The sequence below is a fragment of the Bacillus sp. S2(2019) genome (assembly GCF_005144805.1).
In the GTDB taxonomy this organism is placed as follows: domain Bacteria; phylum Bacillota; class Bacilli; order Bacillales; family Bacillaceae; genus Bacillus; species Bacillus altitudinis.
The window spans coordinates 736,152-760,183 of sequence record NZ_SWFL01000002.1 but is presented as its reverse complement, the minus strand read 5'-3'; the positions used below and the strand labels follow the sequence as shown (position 1 = coordinate 760,183).

Below are 24,032 nucleotides of genomic sequence, written 5' to 3'. Positions count from 1 at the left end.
AATCTTGTGAGAAACAATAAGGATGTCGAGAAAATCTCGACATCCTTATTTTATGAAAGTATGTTATTGATAAACAGGATAACCCGTTATCTTTATATCTTTTCCCAGCGGTTCAAGAGAGAGTTGATCCAGTTCAATTGCATCACTCATGAGGCGTATGCCTTCGCCTCCGAAAAAAGAAGGAGAGAGTCGTCCGCCAATGAGCTTGGGCGCCATGTAGATGACGAGTTTATCGACCAGCTGCTGCTCTAAAAATGAGGCATTGATTTGTCCGCCGCCTTCAATCATCAGGGAGGAGATATTTCTTTCTCCGAGCACTTGAAGTACTTCTTGTAAGGGCACCCGGATATCGCTATCCGTCATGATGACGCTGACGCCAGCTGCTTCTAAAGCGGCTCGTTTTTCTTCATCGGCTTGTTTTGTTGTAAAGATCCAAGTTGGCGCCATTTGATCCGTGACCACCTTTGCTGTCAGCGGGATAGACAGTTTAGAGTCTAAGACAATTCGAATCGGATGATGACCGTTTGGAATGCGTGCTGTTAATGAAGGATCGTCGTGAATGACGGTTTGCGCACCGACCAAGATCGCATCGTTGATACTGCGAATGTGATGTGCATCATAACGGGACGTTTCTGATGTAATCCACTTGCTGTCAGACGTAGCAGATGCAATTTTTCCGTCTAACGTAATGCCTGCTTTGAGTGTCACGAAAGGCGTTTTTTTCGTAATAAAGTGGTTGAACACTTCATTCATGAGAATGGATTCCTGCTCCATGACGCCTGTGATGACTTGAATGCCTGCATCTTGTAAAATGGCAATCCCGCGCCCGGCAACAAGCGGGTTCGGATCCAGTGCAGCAACGACAACTTTTTCTACGCCAGCTTTCACAAGTGCTTCAGCGCATGGGCCTGTGCGGCCATGGTGGGAACAAGGCTCTAGTGTTACATAGATCGTGGCACCTTTTGCCTTGTCTCCAGCCATTTTAAGTGCATGAATTTCTGCATGTGGTTCGCCGGCCTTCATATGCGCCCCGACCCCAACAATTTCATTTTCTCGCACAATCACAGCCCCGACGAGCGGATTGGGAGATGTCTGACCTTTCATTGCTTCAGCATTTTCAAGGGCTAGTTTCATATATCGCTCATGATGTGGCAATCGTACGCACCTCTTGATCCGCTTTCATATGGCCTGAGCGGTTAATTTTTGTCTGCAAGTATTTTTCATTGAACTCAGAGACATCACCCCAAAGTGGAATCCGTCCAGAAAGAGAAAGGCCTGCATGACTGATAGCATCCGTCTTTTTCGGATTATTTGTGATCAGTCTGACTGGCTTTGTACGCAATGTTTGAAGAACAGCAATCGCTTCTTCATATTGACGTGTATCATCTTCAAAGCCTAGTGCTTCGTTCGCTTCTACTGTATCGTAGCCGTTTTCTTGCAAGATGTAGGCCATGGCTTTACTGAAAAGACCGATCCCGCGTCCTTCATGGTTGGCTAAATAAAACAGTGCGCCTGCTCCATTGTCCTCAATCATTCGCATAGACTGTTTCAATTGGAACCCACAATCACAGCGTTTGCTTCCGAAAATATCGCCGGTGTGGCAGATGGAATGCATGCGGATCAGCGCTTCATCAGCATGTTCGAAATCTCCGTAAACAAGGACGCTTGATTGCTGGTGATCTGCAAGTTCACGGGAGGAAAGGCTTTCGATTAAAGCTTCATCTGATAATGGTTCTTTCCCATCGTCTTTTAACCATGAATACCAGTTAAACATGACCGTTCTACCGTCTAAATTCACTGGCAGTTTAATAGGTCCAGTGATATATATAAATCCGTCTTCTTGCTGTACTCGTTTGATTTTATCTTTTAAAATGGCTGTTTTAACCTCTGTGTGTTTGTCCATATTCTACACCTTCTTTTTTGTCTGTTTCTTCAATCTGTAAACGAACGAGAACGCCAAATGGATCAATAAATTCGTTGCTTTTTCCTGTCGTGTTCATGTGAACACCTGCTTTTGTCAGACGTTCGACGACGGATGTTCTATCGTCTTCTTTTGGGAAAACCAGTGTATAGCTTCTAATTCCTGAAAAACGTGGATCAATGGCTCCTTTTCTCCCTCGTCCCCATGCATTAAAGGCAAGGTGGTGATGATAGATGCCACCAGCAACGAATAAGCTGGCTGGGGGAGCCATTCGGATATGAAAACCGAGCGTGTTCACATAAAAGGAATCGGCTTCTTCTGGGTTGAGATGGAAATGCAAGTGTCCCATGACTGTACCAGCCGGGAGTCCTTCCCAGGTGGAATCAGCGGCTTCTTGCAGGAGACCATCTCCATCAAGCGGGGCATTTCCGCCACCTTTCAGCTCTCCATGCTCACCTACCCATATGTCCTGAGGACGATCAGCATAAATCTCAACGCCGATGCCATCTGGATCACTTAAATAAATGGCTTCACTGAAAAAGTGATCGCTTGCTCCAATTAAAGGATAGCCTTTTTTGATCACATGCGCCAGCCATGTGCCCAGGTTTTTTCTGGTAGGTAATAAAACCGCAAAATGATAAAGTCCTGGCTCATGATCCGGCTTCTCTTTCAGCTGCACATCTTCTTTCAGCACAAGGATTGGTTCCTTTGCGTTGCTGCCAAGCGTGACAGTAGAATCCGTCTGTTCTAATAAAGTAAAACCTAAAATGTCTGTATAAAAAGGCAAAGAACGCTCAAAGCTGGACACATGTAATTCTGTTACACCTAATCTTACTTGCTCTATTGTATTCAAAGCTCGGTCATCTCCTTCATGTTATATGCATCTGTATGTTCAATGGTTTATTGAAAATTGATAAAAATGATTACCTTGTTACTTTTAGTAACTAAACTATATAATAGTTAGTGACTTATTTCAAGTAATTAATTATGTTATAATGAAAAAAAGTAGAGAAAAGCAGGAGGGAGTAAAGTATGGCTCAAGTAGATGGCTGTCCAATTACAGATGCCATGGAGATTTTAGGGAAGAAGTGGGTGATTCTCATCATCAATCAGCTTTTGACAGGGCCAAAACGTTTTTGTCAGCTAGAAAATGAAATGAACATCAGCGGACGGTTATTATCAGAAAGGCTGAAAGATTTAGAAGCTGAAGGACTTGTTGAGAAAAAAGTATATCCCGACATTCCAGTGCGGATTGAATATGAACTAACAGAACAAGGAAAGAAAATTGAACCAGTCATACGGGAAATGTATGCTTGGTCTTTAGAGCGAAAAAATAGTGAAAAGGGTGAACATGTCCCTTCTTAATCGACTTCGATCAGTGTCCCTGATCGATTTTTTTTTGTGATTTTCCAGAAATCTAAGTCAATAGTATGAAAAATGATGTTGACAATAATTTCATTCATCATATAATATCAAGGAGAAGAGGGTTCTTTTCCCTGTAATGGAATGGGGGAGGTTATGCCATGGTATCATGAATGGGACAGATTACCTAAACCGTGTATCACTACATCATGTAGCAGCAGACATCTTTGACTTGTCGAAAGCAAAGATTTATTTTTTAAACTCAATTGATAATGATTATCATAATCATTTATGAGTGTGATTCATACGCTGATAAAGGTTATTTTTTTTATTATCTATTGAGAATAATTATCAATATCAATTAGGAGGATATATATGAAATCACTTCGTTCAGCATCACACGTCTTATTATTCTTTAGCTTTGTTCTATTGTTTGCTCTAGCCCCGGTTAGCTCTGCCTCAGCAGCAGGCTTAGCAGATGGTCAATATTCAGCACAATATGTGGTATGGAAAGCAGACAGTGATTCAACTTCAACAGCAAATACGTATTTTGAAAAACCAGCTAAGCTTGTTGTGAAGGACGGAAAAATCAAAGCGCAAGTCACGTTAACGAACAGCTCTTGGATTACAAGCTTTAAAACATTGGATCAAGGTGTCTACAAAGATGCGAAGGTGATCAGTACAAACGCAGCTGCCAACAAGAGAACGGTAGAGTTCAATGTCAACAGCCTGACAGATGTTGTACCAGCTAAAGTGAGTGTGACTGTACTGGTCATTGGATATACAGGCAATTACGATATTCGCGTCAAGTTTGATGCAGCAACTGTTCAATAAAAAGGGAGGAAATTCATCTGATGAAAAAATGGATCAGGATGCCAGCCTTTGTGGCTGCATTATTGCTGGCACTTATACTGCCTTTTTCAAATGCACAGGCTGCCTCATTAAATGATGGTACATACTCCGTCAATTACACTGTGATGAAGGCCGAAGGGACTGCCGTTTCGATGGCAAATGATTACTGGCTGAAGCCGGCAAAAGTGATCGTGAAAAATGGCAAGCTGACTGTGCAAATGACCATTAAAAACAGCAGCTGGGTAACGGAATTTAAAGTGCCGGGAAATGGCGGCTATGTCGATACGACGATTCTATCAACGAATAAGAAAGCCAATACAAGGCTTGTTCAATTCCAAGCACAGAGTTTGTCTAAACCAATCAAGTCAAAAATCCATGTCACAGTCAAATCGGCTGATTATGATCACGACTATACCATCCAGCTGAAATTCGACGAAAGCAGCATCAAGTCACTTTCTTCTGACAATTCAAAAGAAACAGCAGGTGCAGCAAAACATCAAGAAACATCAAAAGAAACAACTAAAACAACTGATTCATCCACCAAAACAAAACAAGAAGAAAATCCTCAAACTGGTGATACAAGCCAGATGGGATGGCTCCTTGTGCTTGTCTTATGTTCAGGCGGGTTTTTAGCGAGAAAGTGGATCATCAAGCATTAACGGAAGGAAGTGTCATCTTTTGAAACGTCTTTTTCATCTACAGACAGCTATTCTGCTCGTTTTATTCAGTTTGTTGACTGCGTTTCAGCTGCCTCAAGGAACGGCTCAGGCGGCATCATTGGTTGATGGTGAATATACGGCCGGATTCACCATTTTAAAAAATGGCAGCACTGAAGCATCCATGATGGATACGTATACAGAAAAGCCAGCTAAGCTCATCATCGAAAATGGCAAGACGACTGCCTATCTTACGCTGAAGCAAAGCAAAGAAATCACAGATTTCAAGGTCGAACAAAATGGTTCTCTCGTCACCACTGAAACGGTCAGTGAAGATGAGACAGCGAATACGCGTGTGATCAAATTTGATGTAGCCGATGTATCAGCCAAATTAAATGGCTGGGTCAAAATTTACTGGGACTTAGGCGGCTTTATTTATGATGAGGCGTATGACGTACAGCTCGCTTTCGACGAGAGCAGTCTCACACTTGTCACGCCTGCGAAGCCAGACGATAGTGAAACAACACCTGATGATCAAAACGGTACGACGCCAGGCGACAGCGAAACAAAGCCGGATGATCAAAGCGGCACGACGCCAGGCGACAGCGAAACAAAGCCAGATGATCAAAACGGCACGACGCCAGGCGACAGCGAAACAAAGCCAGATGATCAAAACGGCACAACACCAGTTGATTCGACACAGAACCAATTAAAAGATGGTGTGTATCGTATCAACTACAGTGTGCTGAAGGGCGATGAGGATGAGGTATCTCGGATGAGCCAATACTTCTCACATCCAGCATCGTTAACCGTTAAAAATGGAACGCAAACCGTTTCCTTTACGGTGAAGGATCATACGTCAGTTGATTCTTTGAAAATAGAGAAAAACGGTTCTTATCAAGAAGTGAAAAACGTGAGCACAGATCAAGCAAAGAACACAAGAGTGGTTTCATTTGAAGTGTCTGATCTGAAAAAAGCAGTTAACGGAAAAGTACACATTGTAGTAGCAGCCGCTCACTATGATCAAACGTACGATATTCGTTTTCAATTTGATTCAAAAAGCATCGTTCCACTGAAGGACGGTCAAATAGAGGAAGAAACACCGGCTACACCAGAAACACCAAAACCAAATAAACCAGCACCAGACACAACGAACGGCGGAACGAATCAAGAGACAGTTCAGCTAAAAGACGGAGTATACAAGCTTCCTTTTTCAATGAAGAAAGCAGACAAAGATGAGCTTTCTCGCATGAACGATTACGTCGTGAGCCCTGCGACATTGGTGGTGAAAAATGGCCGCCATTTCGTTTCATACACTGTCAAGAATAGCTCAGCCATCACGTCGTTCCAAGTAGGAACCGGCGGTAAATTTGAAGAGACGCTAGTTGCAAAGGCTGATCAAAAAGCAGATACACGAGTGATTCAATATGAAGCAAAAAGTTTGAGTAGTGATCAGGCAGCACGCGTGAAAATTGACATTCCAGCTGCCAATTATCATGAGCAGTACGATGTCAAACTTGTCTATGATACGAAAGGCATCGCAAGTGGTGAAGGAAGCGGAATTGCGACGGTGATCGGAGACGATGAGAGCATCGGCTTTGTGAAAAATCCGAATGATCACGATTCTCAACCAAACCAGCCTGCGAATCTCGCACCAGAGGAAACGGGCGCAGAGCAGATGACCTTTACGCCATCAGATGACCAAACCAAGTCTGAGACAGGTCAGTTGAACCCGAAAACAGGAGATACTTCACTTCTTTGGGTGTACATTCTTTTATTCGGCGGGTCACTATTCGTGCTCGTCAGAAAGTATCAAACTCGTACAAGATAAAGAATCTATTTTAAGTGAGGTGCGCCATTCATCTCGGCGCATCCACTTCCTTTTTTCGAAAGGAGGCTTCCGTTTTTTGAAGCATCGAATGTTATGTACCCTGATCACGGCTCTATGTGTGTGCGTCTTCTTAGCAGGCTGCTCACAATCAGCTGAAAGCTCAGCGAAAGGCAAAAAAAGCGCAGCATCAAGTGCCCGCATTGTGGCAACGACTGTAGCTGCTGCTGAGATCATGGATGCGCTAGAGGTGGATCTTGTCGGGGTGCCAACAAGTCAAAAATCCTTGCCGGCTCGATACAAAGGACTCCCAGCAGTCGGTAACCCAATGAGCCCGGACATGGAAATCATCCAATCACTTCAACCGACAGATGTCCTGTCTGTCACGACCCTTCAATATGATTTAGAAACGCCTTTTCAACAAGCTTCTGTCCCTGCGACATACCTCAACCTTGAGAGCCTGGACAAGATGGAGAACGCCATCACAAAGCTTGGAGAAAAATATGATAGAAAGACACAAGCGAAACGCATTGTGGATGATTTTGAACAAAAAAAGAAAGACATACAAGAGAGAACGAAGGGAAAGACGAAGCCATCCGTTCTCATTTTGCTTGGTGTACCAGGCAGTTATTTAGTGGCAACAGAGAATTCGTATATCGGTGATCTTGTGCGTATTGCAGGAGGAAAGAACATCGTAAAAGGTGAGAAAATGGAGTATTTGGCATCCAATACGGAGTATTTACAAAAAGCCAATCCAGATATCATTCTCCGAGCCGCACATGGGATGCCGGATGAAGTCGTCAACATGTTTGATCAAGAATTTAAAACAAATGATATTTGGAAACATTTTAATGCGGTCAAACAAGACCGGGTGTACGACCTCGAAGAAAGCTTATTCGGGACAACAGGCAACTTAAAGGCAGCAGAGGCATTAGATGAATTAACTCGTATGTTGTACCCGTCATAAGCGGCGAATCTTAATGATAAAAGGACGTTCAAGATGAAAAAAACAGGGATTTTATTTCTGATAGTCAGTCTCTTACTAGCCGGCGTATTTATTTATTCCGCCATTACGGGGAGCATTCATGTTACACCGATTGAATTATTGGAAGGGCTTATGACCGGTCAACATGCACAGGTAGAAATCATTAAAGATTTAAGAATCCCCCGCATGCTCATTGCGATGTTTACAGGGGCGGCTTTATCTGTCTCCGGTGTCCTCTTGCAGTCTGTGATGAGGAATCCATTAGCAGATGCCGGTGTTATTGGTATTTCATCGGGAGCTAGCTTCTTTTCTTTAATGGCAATTACAGCGCTTCCTCAATTTTATTTCTACTCTCCTTTATTTTCAGTTTTAGGCGGGGCAATTGCCTGCTTCCTCGTATACGTGTTGTCTTGGAAAGGCGGCTTAAGCCCGATTCGAATGATTCTGGTGGGGATCGCCATCAATGCCATGTTTACAGGGTTGGCAGAAGCGTTTGTGACCATTTGCAGCTATTTCAATATCACCATTAATCAGTCGGGACAGTCGAATCTGACGATGAAAACGTGGGGAGATGTCCGTTTAATCGGTGTCTATGGCGTCATTGGGCTTGTGGTTGCGCTTTTCTTTAGCAGATGGTGTAACTTGCTTGCCCTTCAAGATAAGACGGCGAAAAACTTAGGATTGCGTGTGACCAGAATGCGCCTTTTGATTTCAATCACGGCGGTGTTATTAGCAGCGGTGACTGCTGCGGTAGCGGGCGTGATTGCCTTTGTCGGTTTGCTCATTCCCCATATCTCTAGAAGGCTCGTCGGTTCGGACCATCGGGTACTGATTCCATTTTCTGCGTTAAGCGGGGCCTTGCTCATTTTGACGGCTGATACGCTCGGCAGAACGCTTGTGGCACCAAATGAAATCCCTGCTTCTACAATCATGGCTGTCATTGGCGGGCCGTTTCTGATCTTTTTATTAAGAAGGGGGGATCGTCTGCATGGACATTCGTGAGGTGTCGTTTTCCTATGATCGGCAGAGGGACATTGTTCAATCGGTCACCACGCACATCGAAAAAGGAAAAATCACGACCATTATCGGTCCAAATGGCTCGGGCAAATCCACGCTGCTTTCCTTGATGGCACATAACCATTGTCCACATAAAGGACAGATTCATTTAGATGGGCAAGAGCTGAATGCGTTCAAGCCAAGGGAACTCGCGAGAAAGCTGGCAGTCGTACATCAGCAAAATGAAGCGCCGCTCGATTTAACGATCGAACGAGTCGTGGCATTTGGGAGAACGCCCTACCAGACGATGCGCGGCAGTGACAAGGAAGAGGATGAGAAAGCAATTGAGTGGGCACTGTCCTGTACAAAGCTGACGGATAAGCGAAAAGTGCCTCTCGCCTCATTGTCAGGCGGAGAACGGCAGCGTGTATGGATTGCCATGGCTTTAGCGCAAAAAACACCGATCCTTTTCTTAGATGAACCGACGACTTATTTGGATATGTATTATCAATTTGACATTCTGGAGCTCATTCGAGAGCTCAATGTCGAGCATGGATTAACCATCGTGATGGTCTTGCACGATATGAATCAGGCGATTCGCTATAGTGATGTCATCATCGCCATGAAAGATGGGCAAATCATCCGCGAAGGACGGCCAAATGATGTGTTAACAGAAGAGATGGTGCGGCACATTTATCATGTGTCCGTCACAATTAAGCAGGATGCAGAAACAGGGATGTATATCGTGCCTGTAGGCATATAAGTTGTGCAAAAAGCAGGTGAGACAGTGTGAAACGAGGGAAAAGAATCGGGCAGCGAATGCTGACGATCGTCTGTTTAGGTGTTTTTCTATATAGCGGTACTGCCATTGGCTTGGAGCTCTTAGGCTATTATCAAAATCGTCAGGTGCTTGCAAAGGCTCAGACACTTTACACACACGAGGATGGAATGAAACAGCGAAAACCTGGAGAAATTCGTCAGTCATTTGATGATTTGCGAAAGGTGAATGAAGACATTGTCGGTTGGATTGATATGAAGGACACGATGATTCAGTATCCAATTGTTCAGTCAAACGATAATGCATTCTATTTAACTCGTAATTATGTAAAGGATGACACACGGGCAGGCAGTATCTTTATGGATTATCGTAATGACGTCTTGCATGAAAGTCCCAATACAGTGGTGTACGGTCATCGAATGAGGGATGGGTCTATGTTTGCTGGTCTCACAAACTATTTGAAAAAAGATTTCTTCCAAGATCATCGCACATTTCAGTACGATACGCTGTATCAAAGCTATGAAGCAGAAATTTTTGCTGTGTATGAGACGACAGTCGATTTCGATTATATTCAGACTGATTTTCAGGATCTTGGTGAATATGCGCACTACTTGCAAGCTGTGCGTAGGAAGTCCATCTATCAAACGAAAACAGACGTATCCACAGATGACTTGATTCTCACATTATCGACCTGTGATCACGTGCTGGCACCTAAAAACAAGCGTCTCGTGGTACAGGCGAAGCTAAAGAAAGTTTACTAGAAAAGGAGAGACAGACGGTTGAAATGTTTACATGTGATTTTGGCAGGACTCGTCGTTGTGCTGCTCCTCGGCGGATGCAGCCAGGCGGCGCCTGTCGAGAATGAGAGCAAGCAAGGTGCGCTCAACATTCAGGATTTTGCCGGCAGAACATTATCGTTTCATGAATCACCTGAACGGATCGTCTCGTTGTCAACTGGCGACATGAGCATCATTTATGCCTTAGGTGGCCAGGTTGTCGGCCGGCCAACTGCCGAATTGCCAGACAATCTACAAAAGGCAAAGTCCGTACAATCAATTGGCACAACCCATCAATTTGATGTCGAGCTGATCACGAGTTTAAAGCCCGATGTGGTGCTTGGGAATGAATCATTAAACAGCAAGGATATCTCTACTATAGAAGGAATTGGTTCACAGCTTCTTTTGACAAGTGCCAACTCAGTGAAGGACATCCAGCGTCAAGTTTCTTTATTTGGTGATTTACTTGGAAAACAGCAAAAGGCCAAAGCGCTCAATGCTCAAATCGATCAGCGGATCAAGCAAGTGAAGCAGCCTGAGAAAAAAGTAAAGACGCTCGTTGTATATGGTGCGCCCGGCACATATATGGCGGCACTTCCGCAATCTTTAAGCGGTGATCTGCTGCGGATCGCTGGTGGGGCGAATATTGCTGAAAATGAACCAGCACTCGAAAAGTTTCCGCAATATGCACAAATCAATGCAGAAAAGGTAATCGAGGCCGATCCAGATCTCATTTTGCTGATGACACACAGCAATCCTGAAGATGTCAAAGCAGGCTTTATGAGTGAAATGAAGCAAAATGCGGCGTGGCACGATGTATCAGCTGTCAAAAATGGACACGTTGAGATTCTGCCAAGTGACCTATTTGGGACAAATCCAGGCGCAGAAGTCATCAGAGCGATCGATGAATTAGAGAAGAAATTGAAGCGATTGTCATCATGAAGATGAATGCAGAACTAGATTTTCAAAAAAGGCAGTCAAGACGAAAATGGCTGTTACCAGGATTGTTTCTCACTTTATGTGTGGGCGTCTGTCTAGGACTTGCGGTAGGTTCTGTCCAATTATCGCTGACGGATTTAATGGCTGTGTTCACGGGATCAGGTCTGCCTGTTCATGAAAAAATTGTCATGGATTTACGGCTGCCGCGTGTGCTCATTGGTTTTCTCGTTGGGGCCTGCCTCGCTGCATCAGGGGCGATTTTACAAGGAGTTGTCCGAAATCCACTGGCTGACCCTGGGATCATTGGTGTGACTGCGGGCGGCGGGTTAGCTGCTGTACTCAGCATGATTGTTCTTCCACAATTCACGTATTTGCTTCCGGCAGCCGCTTTTCTGGGCGCCTTATTAGCAGCTCTTGTCGTGTATATGCTGTCATTTGATCAAGGGGTTTCACCGCTTAAATTGATCTTGGCAGGTGTTGCCGTCAATGCCTTGCTCGGTGCGGTGATGAATGGATTTATGGTGCTTTACAGTGAGCGTGTGCAGGCTGTTTTGCCTTTTCTATCAGGGGGATTAAACGGACGGAGCTGGCATCATCTTAGCTTTGTGTCGCCATATGCGCTGGCTGGATTATGTCTTTGTTTTTTCGCCATTAAACCGTCCAATCTCCTTTTGCTTGGCGATGAATCGGCTCAACTATTGGGCCTTCGAGTAGAGCGGACTCGATTTTTTCTCATTGCGCTGGCCGCTCTTTTAGCTGGAGCAGCTGTCAGTGTCAGCGGTTTAATCGGTTTTGTCGGGCTTGTTGTGCCTCATTTTATCCGTCTTTTAATCGGAGATGACTACCGGTATTTGCTACCGATTTCAATGCTTGGAGGGGGCGTGCTTGTGGTCTTTGCTGATACAGCGGCACGGGTCTGGTTTACACCGGTTGAATTGCCTGTAGGGATCTTGCTTGCCTGCATCGGTGCACCTTTCTTCCTCTATTTATTAAAAAAGAAAGGGAGGGGTTAAGATGGATGTCATTGCAATGGATGACGTGAGTCTCAGTCAAGGCGGCTTTCGGCTGTCTTCCATTTCAGCAGCTGTTCCTAAAGGGAGTGTGACCGGAATCATTGGCCCGAATGGGTCAGGTAAGTCGACTTTTATCAAAGCGGCCGCACGACTGACCTCAATCGAAAGCGGCATGATTTACATTCACGACATCCCGCAAAAAGAGATGACGGCACAGGAGATCGCCAAGGAGGTGGCAGTTCTCATGCAAACAAGAACCGCCATTCCATCGATGACAGTACGTGAGTTGGTCGCACTTGGACGCAGTCCGCATCGTTCCATCTGGAAAAAAAGCACCACGTCAGATCATGAAGCGATTGAGTGGGCGCTTGAGGTGACGAATAGCCGCATGAATGCAAATAGAATGCTTCATACATTATCAGGCGGAGAAAGACAAAAGGCATATATTGCAATGGCACTGGCTCAGAAGACAGAGACCATCATTCTGGATGAGCCAACCACTTATTTAGACATTGCACATCAGCTTGAATTATTGGAGCTGCTCAAACAGCTGAATCAAACACATGGCATCACCATTTTAATGGTTCTCCATGACTTGCAGCAGGCCGCAAAATATTGTGACCGTCTCATTGCTATGAAGCGAGGTCAGGTGCATCAAATTGGCTCACCAAAAGAAGTGTTAACAGAAGACTTTTTCAAGGAGGTTTTTGGGATTCAGGCGGAGGTTCACTTAGACGGACCGCATCCGCTCATTATCCCCATTGCCTCCATTCAACAACAAAAGGGAGATGAACCAAACATGATTATTGTAAACAACCAAGTAAGAGTAGAAAAAGGCAGTGCCGACCACCTTGTTAAACGGTTTAACAAGCAGGGACAAGTAGAATTTATGGAAGGCTTTTTAGGTATGGAAGTATGGGTCACTCAGCAGACAACTGATTACGATGAAGTGACCATTCACACCCGCTGGAATCGAAAAGAAGACTTTGTGAATTGGACAAAATCTCAGGCATTTGGTGATGCGCACGCTCACGGAAAGGCGAAACCTGAAGGCCTGTTAAAAAACAAAATTACGTACTATGAAGTGCAAGTCACAAGACCCGCTTTACAGAAAAAAGCCTAAATATTCAAAAGCGCTGCAGCGAAGAAGCAGCGCTATTTTTTTTGTGATTGTCTCTTTCCGTCACATATTTTTGACAAAGTATTCAAACAACTGACACAATCCTATCCAAATTTTAGGTAAAATTTACTTTATTTTTGAAGCGCATGGGTGTAAAGTACAGGTATAAATAACTAACCGAATGAAAATCAAGAGTAAAATTTCACCGAGTGAACTATATCAAATGGACTTTCATTTGTGAATCATTGAACAAATAGTGAACTTTTTGTGAAATGGTGAGCATAAATATCTCGAATCATTCGGCATGCGAAAGTAAGGGAGGATGTAAGGTTGTGAGTGAGCTGTTTTTAGCAAGATTTCAATTTGCCTCTACGACATTATTTCATTTTATTTTTGTTCCTATGTCTATAGGTTTGGTATTTATCGTTGCATTGATGCAAACCCTTTATGTGGTGAAGAAAAAAGACATCTATAAAAAGATGGCAAAATTTTGGGGTCACCTTTTCTTAATTAACTTTGCAGTAGGTGTGGTGACAGGGATTCTGCAAGAATTCCAGTTTGGGATGAACTGGTCTGATTATTCAAGGTTTGTCGGGGATGTCTTTGGTGCACCGCTTGCCATTGAAGCGCTATTGGCCTTTTTCCTTGAATCGACCTTTATTGGTCTTTGGATATTCGGCTGGGACCGTCTGCCGAAAAAAATCCATTTGTTATGTATTTGGCTCGTTTCTCTTGGTACGATCTTTTCGGCGTTTTGGATTTTACTCGCCAACTCATTTATGCAGGAGCCAGTTGGATTTGTGATTAAAAATGGCCGTGCAGAAATGAATGACTTTGGGGCGCTCGTGACAAATCCGCAACTTTGGGTAGAGTTCCCGCACGTTCTGTTTGGTGCATTGGCAACCGGTGCTTTCTTTATCGCAGGAGTTAGTGCCTATAAAATGGTCAAAAAACAAGAAGTCGCCTTTTTCAAAAAATCTTTCCAGATTGCCATGGTGCTTGCTTTCATTTCTGGCTTAGGTGTAGCGTTCTCTGGACATGATCAAGCGAAACACTTAATGGAATCACAGCCGATGAAGATGGCAGCAAGTGAAGCCCTTTGGAAGGATAGTGGAGATCCAGCGGCTTGGACACTATTTGCCAACATTGACACAGATAAAAAAGAAAACTCTGCGGAGATCAATATTCCGTTTGCTTTAAGTTACTTGGCTTATTCGAAGTTTAGTGGAGATGTGCCAGGCATGCTGACCCTTCAAAAAGAATATGAAGCCAAGTTTGGTCCTGGAGATTACATTCCTCCAGTCAAAACAACCTTCTGGAGCTTTAGAATCATGGTGGGTGCCGGTATGTTGATGATTTTTGCTAGTATGATTGGTTTGTATTTGAGCTTTAGAAAAAAACTAGAATCAAACAAATGGTATTTACGCTTCATGGTATGGATGATTGCGTTCCCGTTTATTGCAAACTCAGCTGGTTGGATCATGACGGAAATTGGGCGTCAGCCGTGGACAGTCTTTGGTATGATGACAACCGCACAATCCATTTCACCAAACGTATCGTACGGCATGTTGCTATTCTCAGTCATTAGCTTTACGACCATTTATCTGATTCTTGCCATCGTGCTTGCCTACTTATTCATTCGAGAAATTAAAAAAGGTGCACATTCTGAAGAGAATACAGATCAAAAGGATGAAACGGACCTGTCTACAGATCCATTTGATGGAGGCGCATATCATGGCATATCTTAACGAGATTTGGTTTATTCTTGTCGCAGTACTGTTTGTTGGATTTTTCTTCTTAGAAGGATTTGATTTTGGTGTCGGGATGTCCATGCAGCTTCTTGGAAAAGATGCACATGAGCGCCGCATTTTAATCAATACGATTGGCCCTTTCTGGGATGCGAATGAGGTCTGGTTGATTACAGCAGGCGGAGCTATTTTCGCCGCTTTTCCTCACTGGTACGCTACGATGTTCAGCGGATACTATATTCCGTTTACGGTTCTCCTGCTAGCGCTCATTGGGCGGGGGGTCGCCTTTGAATTTAGAGGGAAGGTCGAGAAGGCTTCATGGATCAAAACGTGGGACTGGGTGATCTTCTTTGGCAGCCTGCTTCCGCCATTTTTACTCGGCGTGCTATTCACAAGTATTTTACGAGGAATGCCCATTGATCAAAGCATGAATATGTACGCTGGATTTACAGACTTTGTGAATCTTTATTCAGTGATCGGCGGGGTAGCTGTGACGGTTCTTTGCCTTCTGCATGGATTGATTTTCGTCACACTCCGCACTGAGGGTGATTTAAGAAATCGTGCAAGAAAGCTCGGTCAGCGTGTTTTATTGATTGCACTACCAGTTCTTGTTCTATTTGTTGGTGTGTCTATTCTTGAAACAGACATTTATACCGTACGTCCGATCATCACAATCCCTTTAACTGTACTCATTGTGGTTTGTTATGTAGCGGCTCTATTCTTTATGAGAAAAGAGCGTGATGGATGGACATTTTTATTCACAGGTGCAGGTATTATGGTGACAGTGACCATGCTTTTCACAGCATTATTCCCGCGTGTCATGATTAGTTCGATCAACCATGCATTCGACCTCACCATTCAAAACGCTGCATCAGGATCTTATTCACTGACGGTCATGACGATTGTTGCCATTTCTTTGCTGCCTTTTGTGCTTGGGTATCAAATCTGGAGCTACTATGTCTTCCGTAAACGTGTAAGCGGTAAGGAGCCAATGACCTACTAATGGATAAACGTTTGCTTCAACTAAAAGGAATGAGGGGGCTTCTTGCCCTCTTAGGTATTGTGTCAATCATCCAAGGAGCAAGTATCATTTTTCAAGCACAGTGGCTGGCACATGCCATAACAACGCTGTTTGACGGGAAGAGCCTCATGCAGGCAACACCTTATGTCTTGCTGTTTCTTGCTGCCTTTCTGGTGCGGCACGGTCTCACCTTGATGCGGGAGAAGGTCATGTTCACCTATTCTTCCCGAATTGGAGCAGACGTCAGAAAGCAGCTGTTGGACCAGCTGTTCCGTTTAGGGCCAGCTTTCACGAAGAAAAAAGGAACAGGAAAGCTTGTGACATTGGCGATGGAGGGCATTGCCCAATATCGTCAGTATTTACAGCTGTTTTTGCCGAAAATGGTGAACATGGCAGTTATTCCGGTGATGGTGCTTGTCTATGTTTGGACATTAGATGAAACATCTGCTGTCATTCTCATTGTCACGCTGCCAATTTTAATTGTTTTTATGATTTTGCTAGGACTTGTCGCTCAGCGTAAAGCGGCCAAACAATGGAGATCGTATGAGAAATTATCCAATCATTTTACTGATTCTCTCCGTGGCCTGGAAACGCTTCGCTACTTAGGGATTAGCAAAAAGCATTCTCGCAATATTGGAGAGGTCTCAAAGCGTTATCGAAAGGCGACGATGAGCACACTGAAAGTCGCCTTTCTTTCATCTTTTGCTCTCGATTTCTTTTCTATGCTGTCCATTGCGACTGTCGCTGTATTTCTCGGCTTGCGCTTAATTGAAGGAGATCTTTTGTTATTGCCGGCTTTGACCGCACTGATGCTCGCGCCAGAATATTTTTTGCCAGTCCGTGAAGTGGGAAATGATTATCATGCGACGTTAAACGGTAAAGAAGCGAATGAGGCGATTCAAGTGATTTTAGAGGAAAAGGGCTTCCGAGAGCAGGAGACACAATCCGTGCAGCTGAACGAGTGGAATGAGCAATCTGAGCTCACACTGCAAGATGTCAGTGTCTTGCATGATGAGCATGCACCATATTCGATTCAGGATGTGGACCTCACTGTGAAAGGAAAGAAAAAAATTGGGATCATCGGTGCCAGTGGTTCGGGGAAATCGACGTTAACGGATGTTCTCGGCGGTTTTGTTGAACCGTCTGCAGGTGAAATCATCCTAAACGGAAAGCCGCTTGCTCATTTACAGCTGGCGGCATGGCAAAAAGAAGTCGTTTATATGCCGCAGCATCCTTATTTATTTCACATGACACTGAGAGAAAATATTCGTTTTTATGAACCGAATGCAACCGATGAAGACGTCGAAAGAGCGGTGGAAGAGGCAGGTTTGTCTCATCTCGTAGCGGAACTCCCCAATGGACTGGATGAGGTCATTGGCGAACAGGGCAGAGGACTGAGCGGCGGACAAGCGCAGCGGATTGCACTCGCTCGCACAGTGCTCGGCCAGCGATCCATTATGCTGTTAGATGAACCAACGGCTCATCTGGATATTGAGACAGAGTATGAATTAAAGAAAACAATGCTTCCATTGTTTGAAAATAAACTTGTGTTTTTAGCCACACACAGACTTCATTGGATGACGGATATGGATGAAATCATTGTGATGGATCATGGGACGATTGCAGAGATGGGGACTCATGAATCATTAATGGAAAGAAAAGGTGTGTACTATCAATTGGTACAGGAACAAATGGGGGCGGTCACACATGGTCAGTAAAGGCTGGTTTATACCTTATATCAAGGAGAATCAAAAGCTGTTTGCCTTGGTGCTTTTTTTAGGGGCGATTGCGGTGTTTTCTGCTTCTATGCTCATGTATACGTCAGGGTTCCTCATTTCAAAAGCTGCCACAAGACCTGAGAATATCTTGATGGTCTATGTCCCAATCGTGGCAGTACGTACCTTTGGTATTTCACGCTCAGCGGCTCGTTATGCAGAGAGACTGGCGAGTCATCAACTCATTTTGACGATGATTGAAAAAATGCGGGTACGTCTTTATGATATGGCTGAACGAAGTGCCAAACAGACGAAGCTTGGAACAGGTGAAATGCTTGGGCTGTTATCAGAAGATGTGGAGAGATTACAGGATGCGTATTTAAAAACAATTTTTCCATCCATCGGTGCGCTGCTTTTATATGCCGCTTCGATTGGAGCACTTGGGCTTTTTTCATGGCCTTTTGCCGGATTGATGCTGCTTTATATGGCGCTGCTCGTATTTGTATTCCCATACATCACAGTACTTGTGAACCGGGCACGACAAATTCAAATGAAGAAAGGCAGAAATGAACTGTACAGCCATTTAACAGATGCCGTCATGGGCGTGAGTGACTGGTTGTTTAGCGGCAGACAGAACGATTTTGTTGAAGGCTATGAACGAAAAGAAGCAAAGCTATTAGCACTCGAAGCGGCAAAGCATCGGTTTATCCGTCTGCGCCAATTTTTAGCACAGCTAGTCATTGGAGGAGCAGTCGTCTTTGTCGTGTATTGGAGCGGCTCAGTCGTTCAGGCTGGTTCTATGCCGCACACGCTCATCGCAGCCTTTGTGCTTGTGCTGTTTCCATTAACAGAAGCTTTTCTTCCGCTGTCAGATGCAGCAGGTGATATTCCTGTTTATCAGCATGCCGTCAGCAGATTAAATCATTATGAAAAGCAATCGTATGAAGGATTAGTGAAGAGGGAGGCAGCAGACGAGACACCCGTCTCTGATGGCGTTGAAGCGGTCTGTTTTGATCAAGTCACCTTCGGATATGAAGTCAATCAACATGTACTAAAGCATTTTTCGTTTTCACTGAAGCAAGGTGAATCGCTCGCTCTTTTAGGAAAAAGCGGTGCAGGCAAATCGACCATTTTAAAATTGTTAGAAGGGGCAGTCGTGCCAAATCAAGGGGTTGTCAGCATTCAGGGGAAACCGGTACAAAGCATTCAAGAGGAGATTTCCTCCTATGTGTCTGTACTCAATCAACAGCCCTATTTATTCGATACATCTGTTTTAAACAACATTCGCTTAGGTTCTCCAGAAGCGACAGAAGAGCAAGTAAAAGAAGCCGCGCGGCAAGTGCAGCTGCACGATTACATTGAGTCTTTGCCAGAAGGTTATCACACAGGTGTACAAGAGACAGGGGTTCGTTTCTCTGGTGGAGAAAGGCAGCGTATGGCCCTAGCTCGGATTTTGCTGCAAAACACACCGATTGTTGTATTAGATGAGCCAACCGTCGGGCTTGATCCACGCACAGAGCGTGAATTGCTTGAAACAATCTTCCGTGTGTTAAAAGGAAAAACAGTCATTTGGATCACCCATCATCTCACTGGCTGTGAGGCATGTGACCGTATGATGTTTATTGAAGATGGACGCATTGAGATGCAGGGGCAGCATCATGATTTGCTGAAAGAAAATGTGCGTTATCAAAAGCTGTATGAAATGGACCGTCCATTTTCGGTCGTGTAAAAAATGGATGACAAGAACGTTCGGACAGAAGATTTCTGCCCGAACGTTTTTTTGAGATTAAGGATTTACTTTTCCTACACCCGCATTTGATACAACTTCTGATTTCACATTGTTCACGTTAAGCAAAGAGTAGTTATAAGGAGGGTTGTACGTACCTGTTGAAGACGTTGGCAGGCTACCTGTGCTGTTAATATAAGAGTTGTTGATGACATGCCAAGTACCGACTTGACGGCTGTCCCAGCTGCCGATGGCATTTTTCGTGTTTTCAAATACGTTGTGTTCAATTCTCATTTTCGCGCCCATACGTGAATTAATCGCTGTTGTTAGGATGTTTTTATAATAGTTGTTATACACATGGCCTTCCCCGAAGCGCATAGACGGTACACGAGAGTTCAAGTTTTCAAAACGGTTGTTGTGGAACGTGATTTTTCTGTTGTAGTTATCGTTATCGGAGCTGCCCATCAGCATCGTTTTCCAGCTGTCATGGACATAGTTCCATGAGAACGTAATGTAATCAGAGTCATTTTTCACATCGAATAACCCATCATAGTCATCTTTATCAGAGTTTAAAGTGTTGTAGAGTTCATTATGGTCGACCCATACGTTTTTAGAGGCACCTTCGATTCCGATGGCATCTTTATCACCGATTTTGCTGTGATGGATTTTGAGGTTGCGGATGATGACGTTATTGGCGCGCCATACTTTAATACCAATCCCGTTAAATTCGCCGTTTGTCCCTTTACCGACGATGGAGACATTGTTTGTATCTTTCACATCAATTTTATTGGCTGAAGTATTAGAAGGAGTAATGGTTCCGTCTACCACGATTTTCAATTTTTCATTTGTTCCTTTGCTTTTGAGGGCAGCTAATAGTTCATTTCCGGTTTTCACCGTCACCGTTTTACCGCCTTCACCGCCTGTTGTACCGCCATTTAATGTGGAGAATCCTTGCTGATTAAAATTGGCCATAATCGAAGGGCTTTCTGGATATTTCGTTGCTGCTTTTGCCTCCCCATTTGGCGCAAATAATGAAGTCACGAGACCAACCGCTAACACACCAGCTAACATTGGAACTTTTTTCTTCAACATGAACATCTCCATTCTATATTTTGTTTTAATGTAAACGTTTCCAAAATAAGCTGCGATTCAATCGCTCCTCCTTCCTTCGCCAGCATCGCCTCTTTCGGAATGTAGGAAGAGCATAGCACGCAAAAAGGTATCATCGGCTAAGAATTGAAACGAAGTATTCCACGATTTTCAAGGAAACTAAGGCAATGATTATTTCAATTTATCTACATGAGACAAGGATCATTGACGATAGGTATTGGGGTAACCTAGTGATTATGAAAAGGACGTTCCCCATTTGAAGGAAAATCAAGATGATTACAAAAGCGTCATTTTGTTAGAGACAAAGACATGTCATAATCATTACATAAGAAAAAAATGGATATCAAATAGATCCATGCGCTGAACAGCAGGTAGAAAAGGCTCCAATTTAAAAAAAGAAGGTCTATTTTAAACGATGCGATCACCGGTGTCGTCTAATCAATAAGAGAAAGAGAGGAAGGAGGGACGTGTTTGGAGCAGACCGAGGAGACTTTATGGATTAAGCGGGCAAAACAGGGGGATGATGCCGCATTTACCGCCCTTTATCGGCATCATTATTCGTTTCTTTACCGTTATTTGATGAAATTGACCCTTCAACAAGAGCTGACAGAGGAGATCATGCAAGAAACGATGCTCAAAGCGTACATGAAACTTTCTTCTTTTAGAGGAGATTCATTATTTTCAACATGGCTCATGTCCATTGCATCTAGACAATTTTTAGATCATCAAAAGAAAAGAAAACGTGAACATACGAGAGAAGGAAAGGCGAATCAAGAAGCCATCCGCCGGTTCAAATGGGATGTTCAGCAAAAAGGCCATACTTGGCATGACATGTGGGATGCTTTAAATGAGTTAAAGGCTCAGGAGAGAGCACCGATCCTTCTCCATTACTATTATGGCTTTACTTACCCTGAAATCGCTTCGATGCTCGGGGTGAGAGAAGGTACGGTGAAATCGAGGGTTCATCATGGGATCAAGAAAATTCGAAAGGAGTGGGACTGATGAAAGAAGATCGTTTCGCCGATCGTTTAAAAGAGGAGCTGCAGGAGCTCGATGAACAAATTGAAGTAGAAAAGCCGAGTGAACAAGCTTTGATGTTGATGCTAAAGCAGGCAAAGGAAAAAGAGAAAAAACGTTTTAAACAAGAAGTGCTGGCGTACATCATCGTCAGTCTGACCATCATGACACTTTTTGCAGCTGCCATTACTCATTTGCCCATCATCTTCATTCTTCTCCAAGTGGTGAGCGTGCCACTCTGTGTGGTTGTCGGCATCAAGGAATATCAACAGATTAAAGGAGGGTCTTCCTTATGAGTCAGACAGAAATGATCATCTTATTGTGCGTATTGCCGTTACTGTTTGCACAAGGATTTCTCTTATTTATGGATGCCAAGAAAAGAGGACGTTATAAATGGTTCTGGGGCATCATTGGGTTAATCAACTTCCCATCTTCTTCTATTTTATATTGGCTGTGTGTTGTCTTACCTGATCGGAAAAGAGGAGAAAAGCTCAGAAAAGATTGAAAGACGTTGTAAAACTTTTGACCTTTTTTTTGAATGATCATCATCTAGAAAAAGTGAAAGTTTCATGAATGTGTCAAAGAAAGCGGGATGTTGAACGTCCAGTTCGTCATTTCTAGCACGATAGTCATTCTTTGAGCGGGTCATCTTCATGATGAAAGGTGATCCTGCTTGATCTATCTCATTTCGGCATCGTTTTCATCTGTTATCAATATTGATCAGTTTTTACAAATGGTGTTAAATTAATCTCAATATGCGTTAGAAAATCTAACAACCAAAGAGTGAGATATTGACAAGGAGGCAGATGAGACATGTTGACCTTAGATCGAGCAGCACAAACAGCACAAAGCTACATCCACCGTGTGCTAGAGGATGTAGAAAAACGGAATCCAGGCGAGGCGGAATTCCAGCAAGCTGTGAAAGAAATTCTGGAATCCCTCGTCCCGGTTTTTGCAAAACACCCAGAGTATGAAAAACAGGGGATCTTAGAACGCTTAATTGAGCCTGAGCGGCTTGTGATGTTTCGTGTACCGTGGGTAGACGATGAAGGCAAAGTACAGGTGAACAGAGGATTCAGGGTTCAATTTAATAGTGCCATCGGTCCTTATAAGGGGGGCATTCGTTTCCACCCATCGGTCAATGCAAGCATCATCAAGTTTTTAGGATTTGAACAAATCTTTAAAAACGCACTGACAGGTTTGCCGATCGGCGGAGGAAAAGGTGGATCAGATTTTGACCCTAAAGGGAAATCTGATGGAGAAATCATGCGTTTTGTTCAAAGTTTTATGAGTGAACTCAGTCGTTATATTGGACCTGATCAAGATGTACCGGCAGGAGATATTGGGGTAGGTGCACGCGAAATTGGCTATATGTTCGGCCAGTACAAAAAAATGCGTGGTGCGTATGAAGCAGGTGTCCTGACAGGAAAAAGTCCTGGTTTTGGAGGCAGCTTAGCGAGAAAAGAAGCGACAGGCTATGGACTGGTGTACTTTATGGAAGAAATGTTAAAAGCCCACGGAATGCAATTTGAAGGGCGATCTGTTGTTGTGTCTGGGTCAGGAAATGTATCGATTTATGCGATGGAAAAAGTATTGGAATTAGGCGGAAAGGTTGTGGCTTGTAGTGATTCAAGCGGAGCCATTTACGATCCTCAAGGCATTTCACTTGAGACAGTGAAGCAGCTGAAGGAAGTCGACAACCAGCGAATTGGTGCCTACATAGACATTCACCCGCATGCTGAATTGATTGAAGATTGCGAACAAATTTGGTCTCTCCCTTGTGACATTGCGCTGCCATGTGCGACCCAAAATGAAATTTCAGAGTCGCAAGCACAGCAGCTAGTGGCAAACGGTGTCATCGCTGTAGGAGAAGGGGCCAATATGCCGTCCACACTTGGGGCCGTCAAAGTATTTGAACAACATGATATTTTGTTTGCACCAGCAAAAGCGGCAAATGCTGGCGGAGTGGGTGTTTCGGCGTTAGAAATGGCGCAAAACAGTGCGAGAATGTCTTGGACTTTTGAAGAAGTAGATGGTCAGTTGAAACAAATGATGCAGTCGATTTATCGTCAGTGTACCGAGACTGCTGAAGAATACGGACACTCTGGAAACTTAATGGTAGGCGCAAATATTGCAGGATTTCGCAAAGTGGCAGATGCCATGATCGCACAAGGCGTCATTTAACTCCTGCTCTCCCGCACCTGTTTATTTCATGACAAGATCGGGAATTGTCTTGTAAGAATGACAATAAGGAGGCGCGGGAGAAAATGAAAAAGTGGCTGAAACAAATTGTCAAATGGGCACCAGTGATTTATCCAGTGGTGAGGAAAATATACAAAGAACGAAAAGCATCCAAAAGTCGTAACGTATCAGCCGGGTAATCCGGCTTTTTTTTATGAAATGAATGAAACAAAAAAATATGCTGTGGGAATGATCCATTTCACTTCTCTCTCCGTTAAGTACATAACA

At 43.9% G+C, this 24,032-nt stretch carries 24 protein-coding genes; 20 read left to right on the top strand and 4 right to left on the bottom strand.

Annotation, left to right across the window (positions count from 1 at the left end):
* Nucleotides 1-63 precede the first annotated feature (63 nt).
* The 3 genes from ribD to FBF75_RS09000 are packed head-to-tail and all read right to left on the bottom strand — an operon-like array spanning nt 64 to nt 2,774.
* Nucleotides 64-1,155 carry a bifunctional diaminohydroxyphosphoribosylaminopyrimidine deaminase/5-amino-6-(5-phosphoribosylamino)uracil reductase RibD gene (gene ribD / locus FBF75_RS09010; RefSeq protein WP_019743883.1) on the bottom strand — a complete coding sequence of 364 codons (1,092 nt, stop codon included), beginning with the start codon at nt 1,153-1,155 and terminating at the stop codon, nt 64-66.
* Complete coding sequence (locus FBF75_RS09005; protein WP_008345606.1) at nt 1,142-1,903, bottom strand: GTP cyclohydrolase II; 762 nt, start codon at nt 1,901-1,903, stop codon at nt 1,142-1,144. Before FBF75_RS09005 ends, ribD begins: the two co-directional genes overlap by 14 nt.
* The gene (locus FBF75_RS09000) at nt 1,881-2,774 is read right to left on the bottom strand and encodes a VOC family protein (protein WP_041091551.1); all 894 of its coding nucleotides are present in this window, start codon (nt 2,772-2,774) and stop codon (nt 1,881-1,883) included. Before FBF75_RS09000 ends, FBF75_RS09005 begins: the two co-directional genes overlap by 23 nt.
* A 179-nt stretch (nt 2,775-2,953) precedes the next feature.
* On the opposite strand from FBF75_RS09000, the gene FBF75_RS08995 reads away from it, so the two are divergent.
* The 15 genes from FBF75_RS08995 to cydC all read left to right on the top strand — a co-directional run bounded on the left by FBF75_RS08995 (nt 2,954) and on the right by cydC (nt 19,439).
* Nucleotides 2,954-3,286 carry a winged helix-turn-helix transcriptional regulator gene (locus tag FBF75_RS08995; RefSeq protein ID WP_007497926.1) on the top strand — a complete coding sequence of 111 codons (333 nt, stop codon included), beginning with the start codon at nt 2,954-2,956 and terminating at the stop codon, nt 3,284-3,286.
* Nucleotides 3,287-3,658: 372 nt separating this feature from the next.
* On the top strand, nt 3,659-4,117 hold the full coding sequence (locus FBF75_RS08990; RefSeq protein ID WP_136944644.1) for an NEAT domain-containing protein: 459 nt from the start codon (nt 3,659-3,661) through the stop codon (nt 4,115-4,117).
* A gap of 20 nt (nt 4,118-4,137) precedes the next feature.
* On the top strand, nt 4,138-4,794 hold the full coding sequence (gene isdC / locus FBF75_RS08985; RefSeq protein WP_099496947.1) for a heme uptake protein IsdC: 657 nt from the start codon (nt 4,138-4,140) through the stop codon (nt 4,792-4,794).
* Nucleotides 4,795-4,813: 19 nt separating this feature from the next.
* On the top strand, nt 4,814-6,622 hold the full coding sequence (locus FBF75_RS08980; protein WP_099496946.1) for an NEAT domain-containing protein: 1,809 nt from the start codon (nt 4,814-4,816) through the stop codon (nt 6,620-6,622).
* A gap of 76 nt (nt 6,623-6,698) precedes the next feature.
* Nucleotides 6,699-7,586, top strand: coding sequence for a heme ABC transporter substrate-binding protein IsdE (gene isdE / locus FBF75_RS08975; RefSeq protein WP_099496945.1), 888 nt, complete (start codon nt 6,699-6,701; stop codon nt 7,584-7,586).
* Nucleotides 7,587-7,619: 33 nt separating this feature from the next.
* On the top strand, nt 7,620-8,606 hold the full coding sequence (locus tag FBF75_RS08970) for a FecCD family ABC transporter permease (protein WP_099496944.1): 987 nt from the start codon (nt 7,620-7,622) through the stop codon (nt 8,604-8,606).
* Nucleotides 8,593-9,363, top strand: a complete 771-nt coding sequence (locus FBF75_RS08965; RefSeq protein WP_008345591.1) for an ABC transporter ATP-binding protein — start codon at nt 8,593-8,595, stop codon at nt 9,361-9,363. Before FBF75_RS08970 ends, FBF75_RS08965 begins: the two co-directional genes overlap by 14 nt.
* Nucleotides 9,364-9,389: 26 nt before the next feature.
* Nucleotides 9,390-10,139 (top strand): class B sortase, encoded by a 750-nt coding sequence (gene srtB, locus FBF75_RS08960; RefSeq protein WP_099496943.1) that lies wholly within the window; start codon nt 9,390-9,392, stop codon nt 10,137-10,139.
* Nucleotides 10,140-10,157: 18 nt separating this feature from the next.
* Entirely contained in the window at nt 10,158-11,096 is a 939-nt protein-coding gene (locus FBF75_RS08955) for an ABC transporter substrate-binding protein (protein WP_099496942.1), read from the top strand.
* Entirely contained in the window at nt 11,093-12,106 is a 1,014-nt protein-coding gene (locus FBF75_RS08950) for a FecCD family ABC transporter permease (RefSeq protein ID WP_099496941.1), read from the top strand. Before FBF75_RS08955 ends, FBF75_RS08950 begins: the two co-directional genes overlap by 4 nt.
* Before the next feature lies 1 nt (nt 12,107).
* Entirely contained in the window at nt 12,108-13,229 is a 1,122-nt protein-coding gene (gene isdG / locus FBF75_RS19920; RefSeq protein WP_025208211.1) for a heme oxygenase, read from the top strand.
* A gap of 329 nt (nt 13,230-13,558) precedes the next feature.
* Nucleotides 13,559-14,974, top strand: a complete 1,416-nt coding sequence (locus tag FBF75_RS08940) for a cytochrome ubiquinol oxidase subunit I (protein ID WP_072367996.1) — start codon at nt 13,559-13,561, stop codon at nt 14,972-14,974.
* Nucleotides 14,961-15,977 carry a cytochrome d ubiquinol oxidase subunit II gene (gene cydB / locus FBF75_RS08935; protein ID WP_039963052.1) on the top strand — a complete coding sequence of 339 codons (1,017 nt, stop codon included), beginning with the start codon at nt 14,961-14,963 and terminating at the stop codon, nt 15,975-15,977. Before FBF75_RS08940 ends, cydB begins: the two co-directional genes overlap by 14 nt.
* Entirely contained in the window at nt 15,977-17,713 is a 1,737-nt protein-coding gene (cydD, locus tag FBF75_RS08930; protein WP_136944643.1) for a thiol reductant ABC exporter subunit CydD, read from the top strand. Before cydB ends, cydD begins: the two co-directional genes overlap by 1 nt.
* Nucleotides 17,703-19,439 carry a thiol reductant ABC exporter subunit CydC gene (cydC, locus tag FBF75_RS08925; protein ID WP_136944642.1) on the top strand — a complete coding sequence of 579 codons (1,737 nt, stop codon included), beginning with the start codon at nt 17,703-17,705 and terminating at the stop codon, nt 19,437-19,439. The genes cydD and cydC overlap by 11 nt, the downstream gene beginning before the upstream one ends.
* Before the next feature lie 57 nt (nt 19,440-19,496).
* Here the strand turns inward: cydC and FBF75_RS08920 are convergent, their stop codons facing one another.
* Nucleotides 19,497-20,528: a pectate lyase family protein gene (locus tag FBF75_RS08920; RefSeq protein ID WP_017358687.1), complete on the bottom strand. Its 1,032-nt coding sequence runs from the start codon at nt 20,526-20,528 to the stop codon at nt 19,497-19,499.
* Nucleotides 20,529-21,017: 489 nt separating this feature from the next.
* Here FBF75_RS08920 and sigY point away from each other — a divergent pair, with 489 nt between their 5' ends.
* From sigY to FBF75_RS19810, 5 genes are all read left to right on the top strand, one after another.
* Nucleotides 21,018-21,548: an RNA polymerase sigma factor SigY gene (gene sigY / locus FBF75_RS08915; RefSeq protein WP_017358688.1), complete on the top strand. Its 531-nt coding sequence runs from the start codon at nt 21,018-21,020 to the stop codon at nt 21,546-21,548.
* Nucleotides 21,548-21,859 (top strand): YxlC family protein, encoded by a 312-nt coding sequence (locus FBF75_RS08910; RefSeq protein WP_008345570.1) that lies wholly within the window; start codon nt 21,548-21,550, stop codon nt 21,857-21,859. The genes sigY and FBF75_RS08910 overlap by 1 nt, the downstream gene beginning before the upstream one ends.
* Nucleotides 21,856-22,068 (top strand): hypothetical protein, encoded by a 213-nt coding sequence (locus tag FBF75_RS08905; RefSeq protein WP_017358689.1) that lies wholly within the window; start codon nt 21,856-21,858, stop codon nt 22,066-22,068. Before FBF75_RS08910 ends, FBF75_RS08905 begins: the two co-directional genes overlap by 4 nt.
* Nucleotides 22,069-22,376: 308 nt before the next feature.
* A complete protein-coding gene (gene gdhA, locus FBF75_RS08900) occupies nt 22,377-23,747 on the top strand; it encodes an NADP-specific glutamate dehydrogenase (protein ID WP_017358690.1) in 1,371 nt (456 codons plus the stop codon).
* A gap of 83 nt (nt 23,748-23,830) precedes the next feature.
* Nucleotides 23,831-23,944 carry a hypothetical protein gene (locus tag FBF75_RS19810; RefSeq protein ID WP_008345567.1) on the top strand — a complete coding sequence of 38 codons (114 nt, stop codon included), beginning with the start codon at nt 23,831-23,833 and terminating at the stop codon, nt 23,942-23,944.
* The last annotated feature ends 88 nt before the right edge of the window (nt 23,945-24,032 follow it).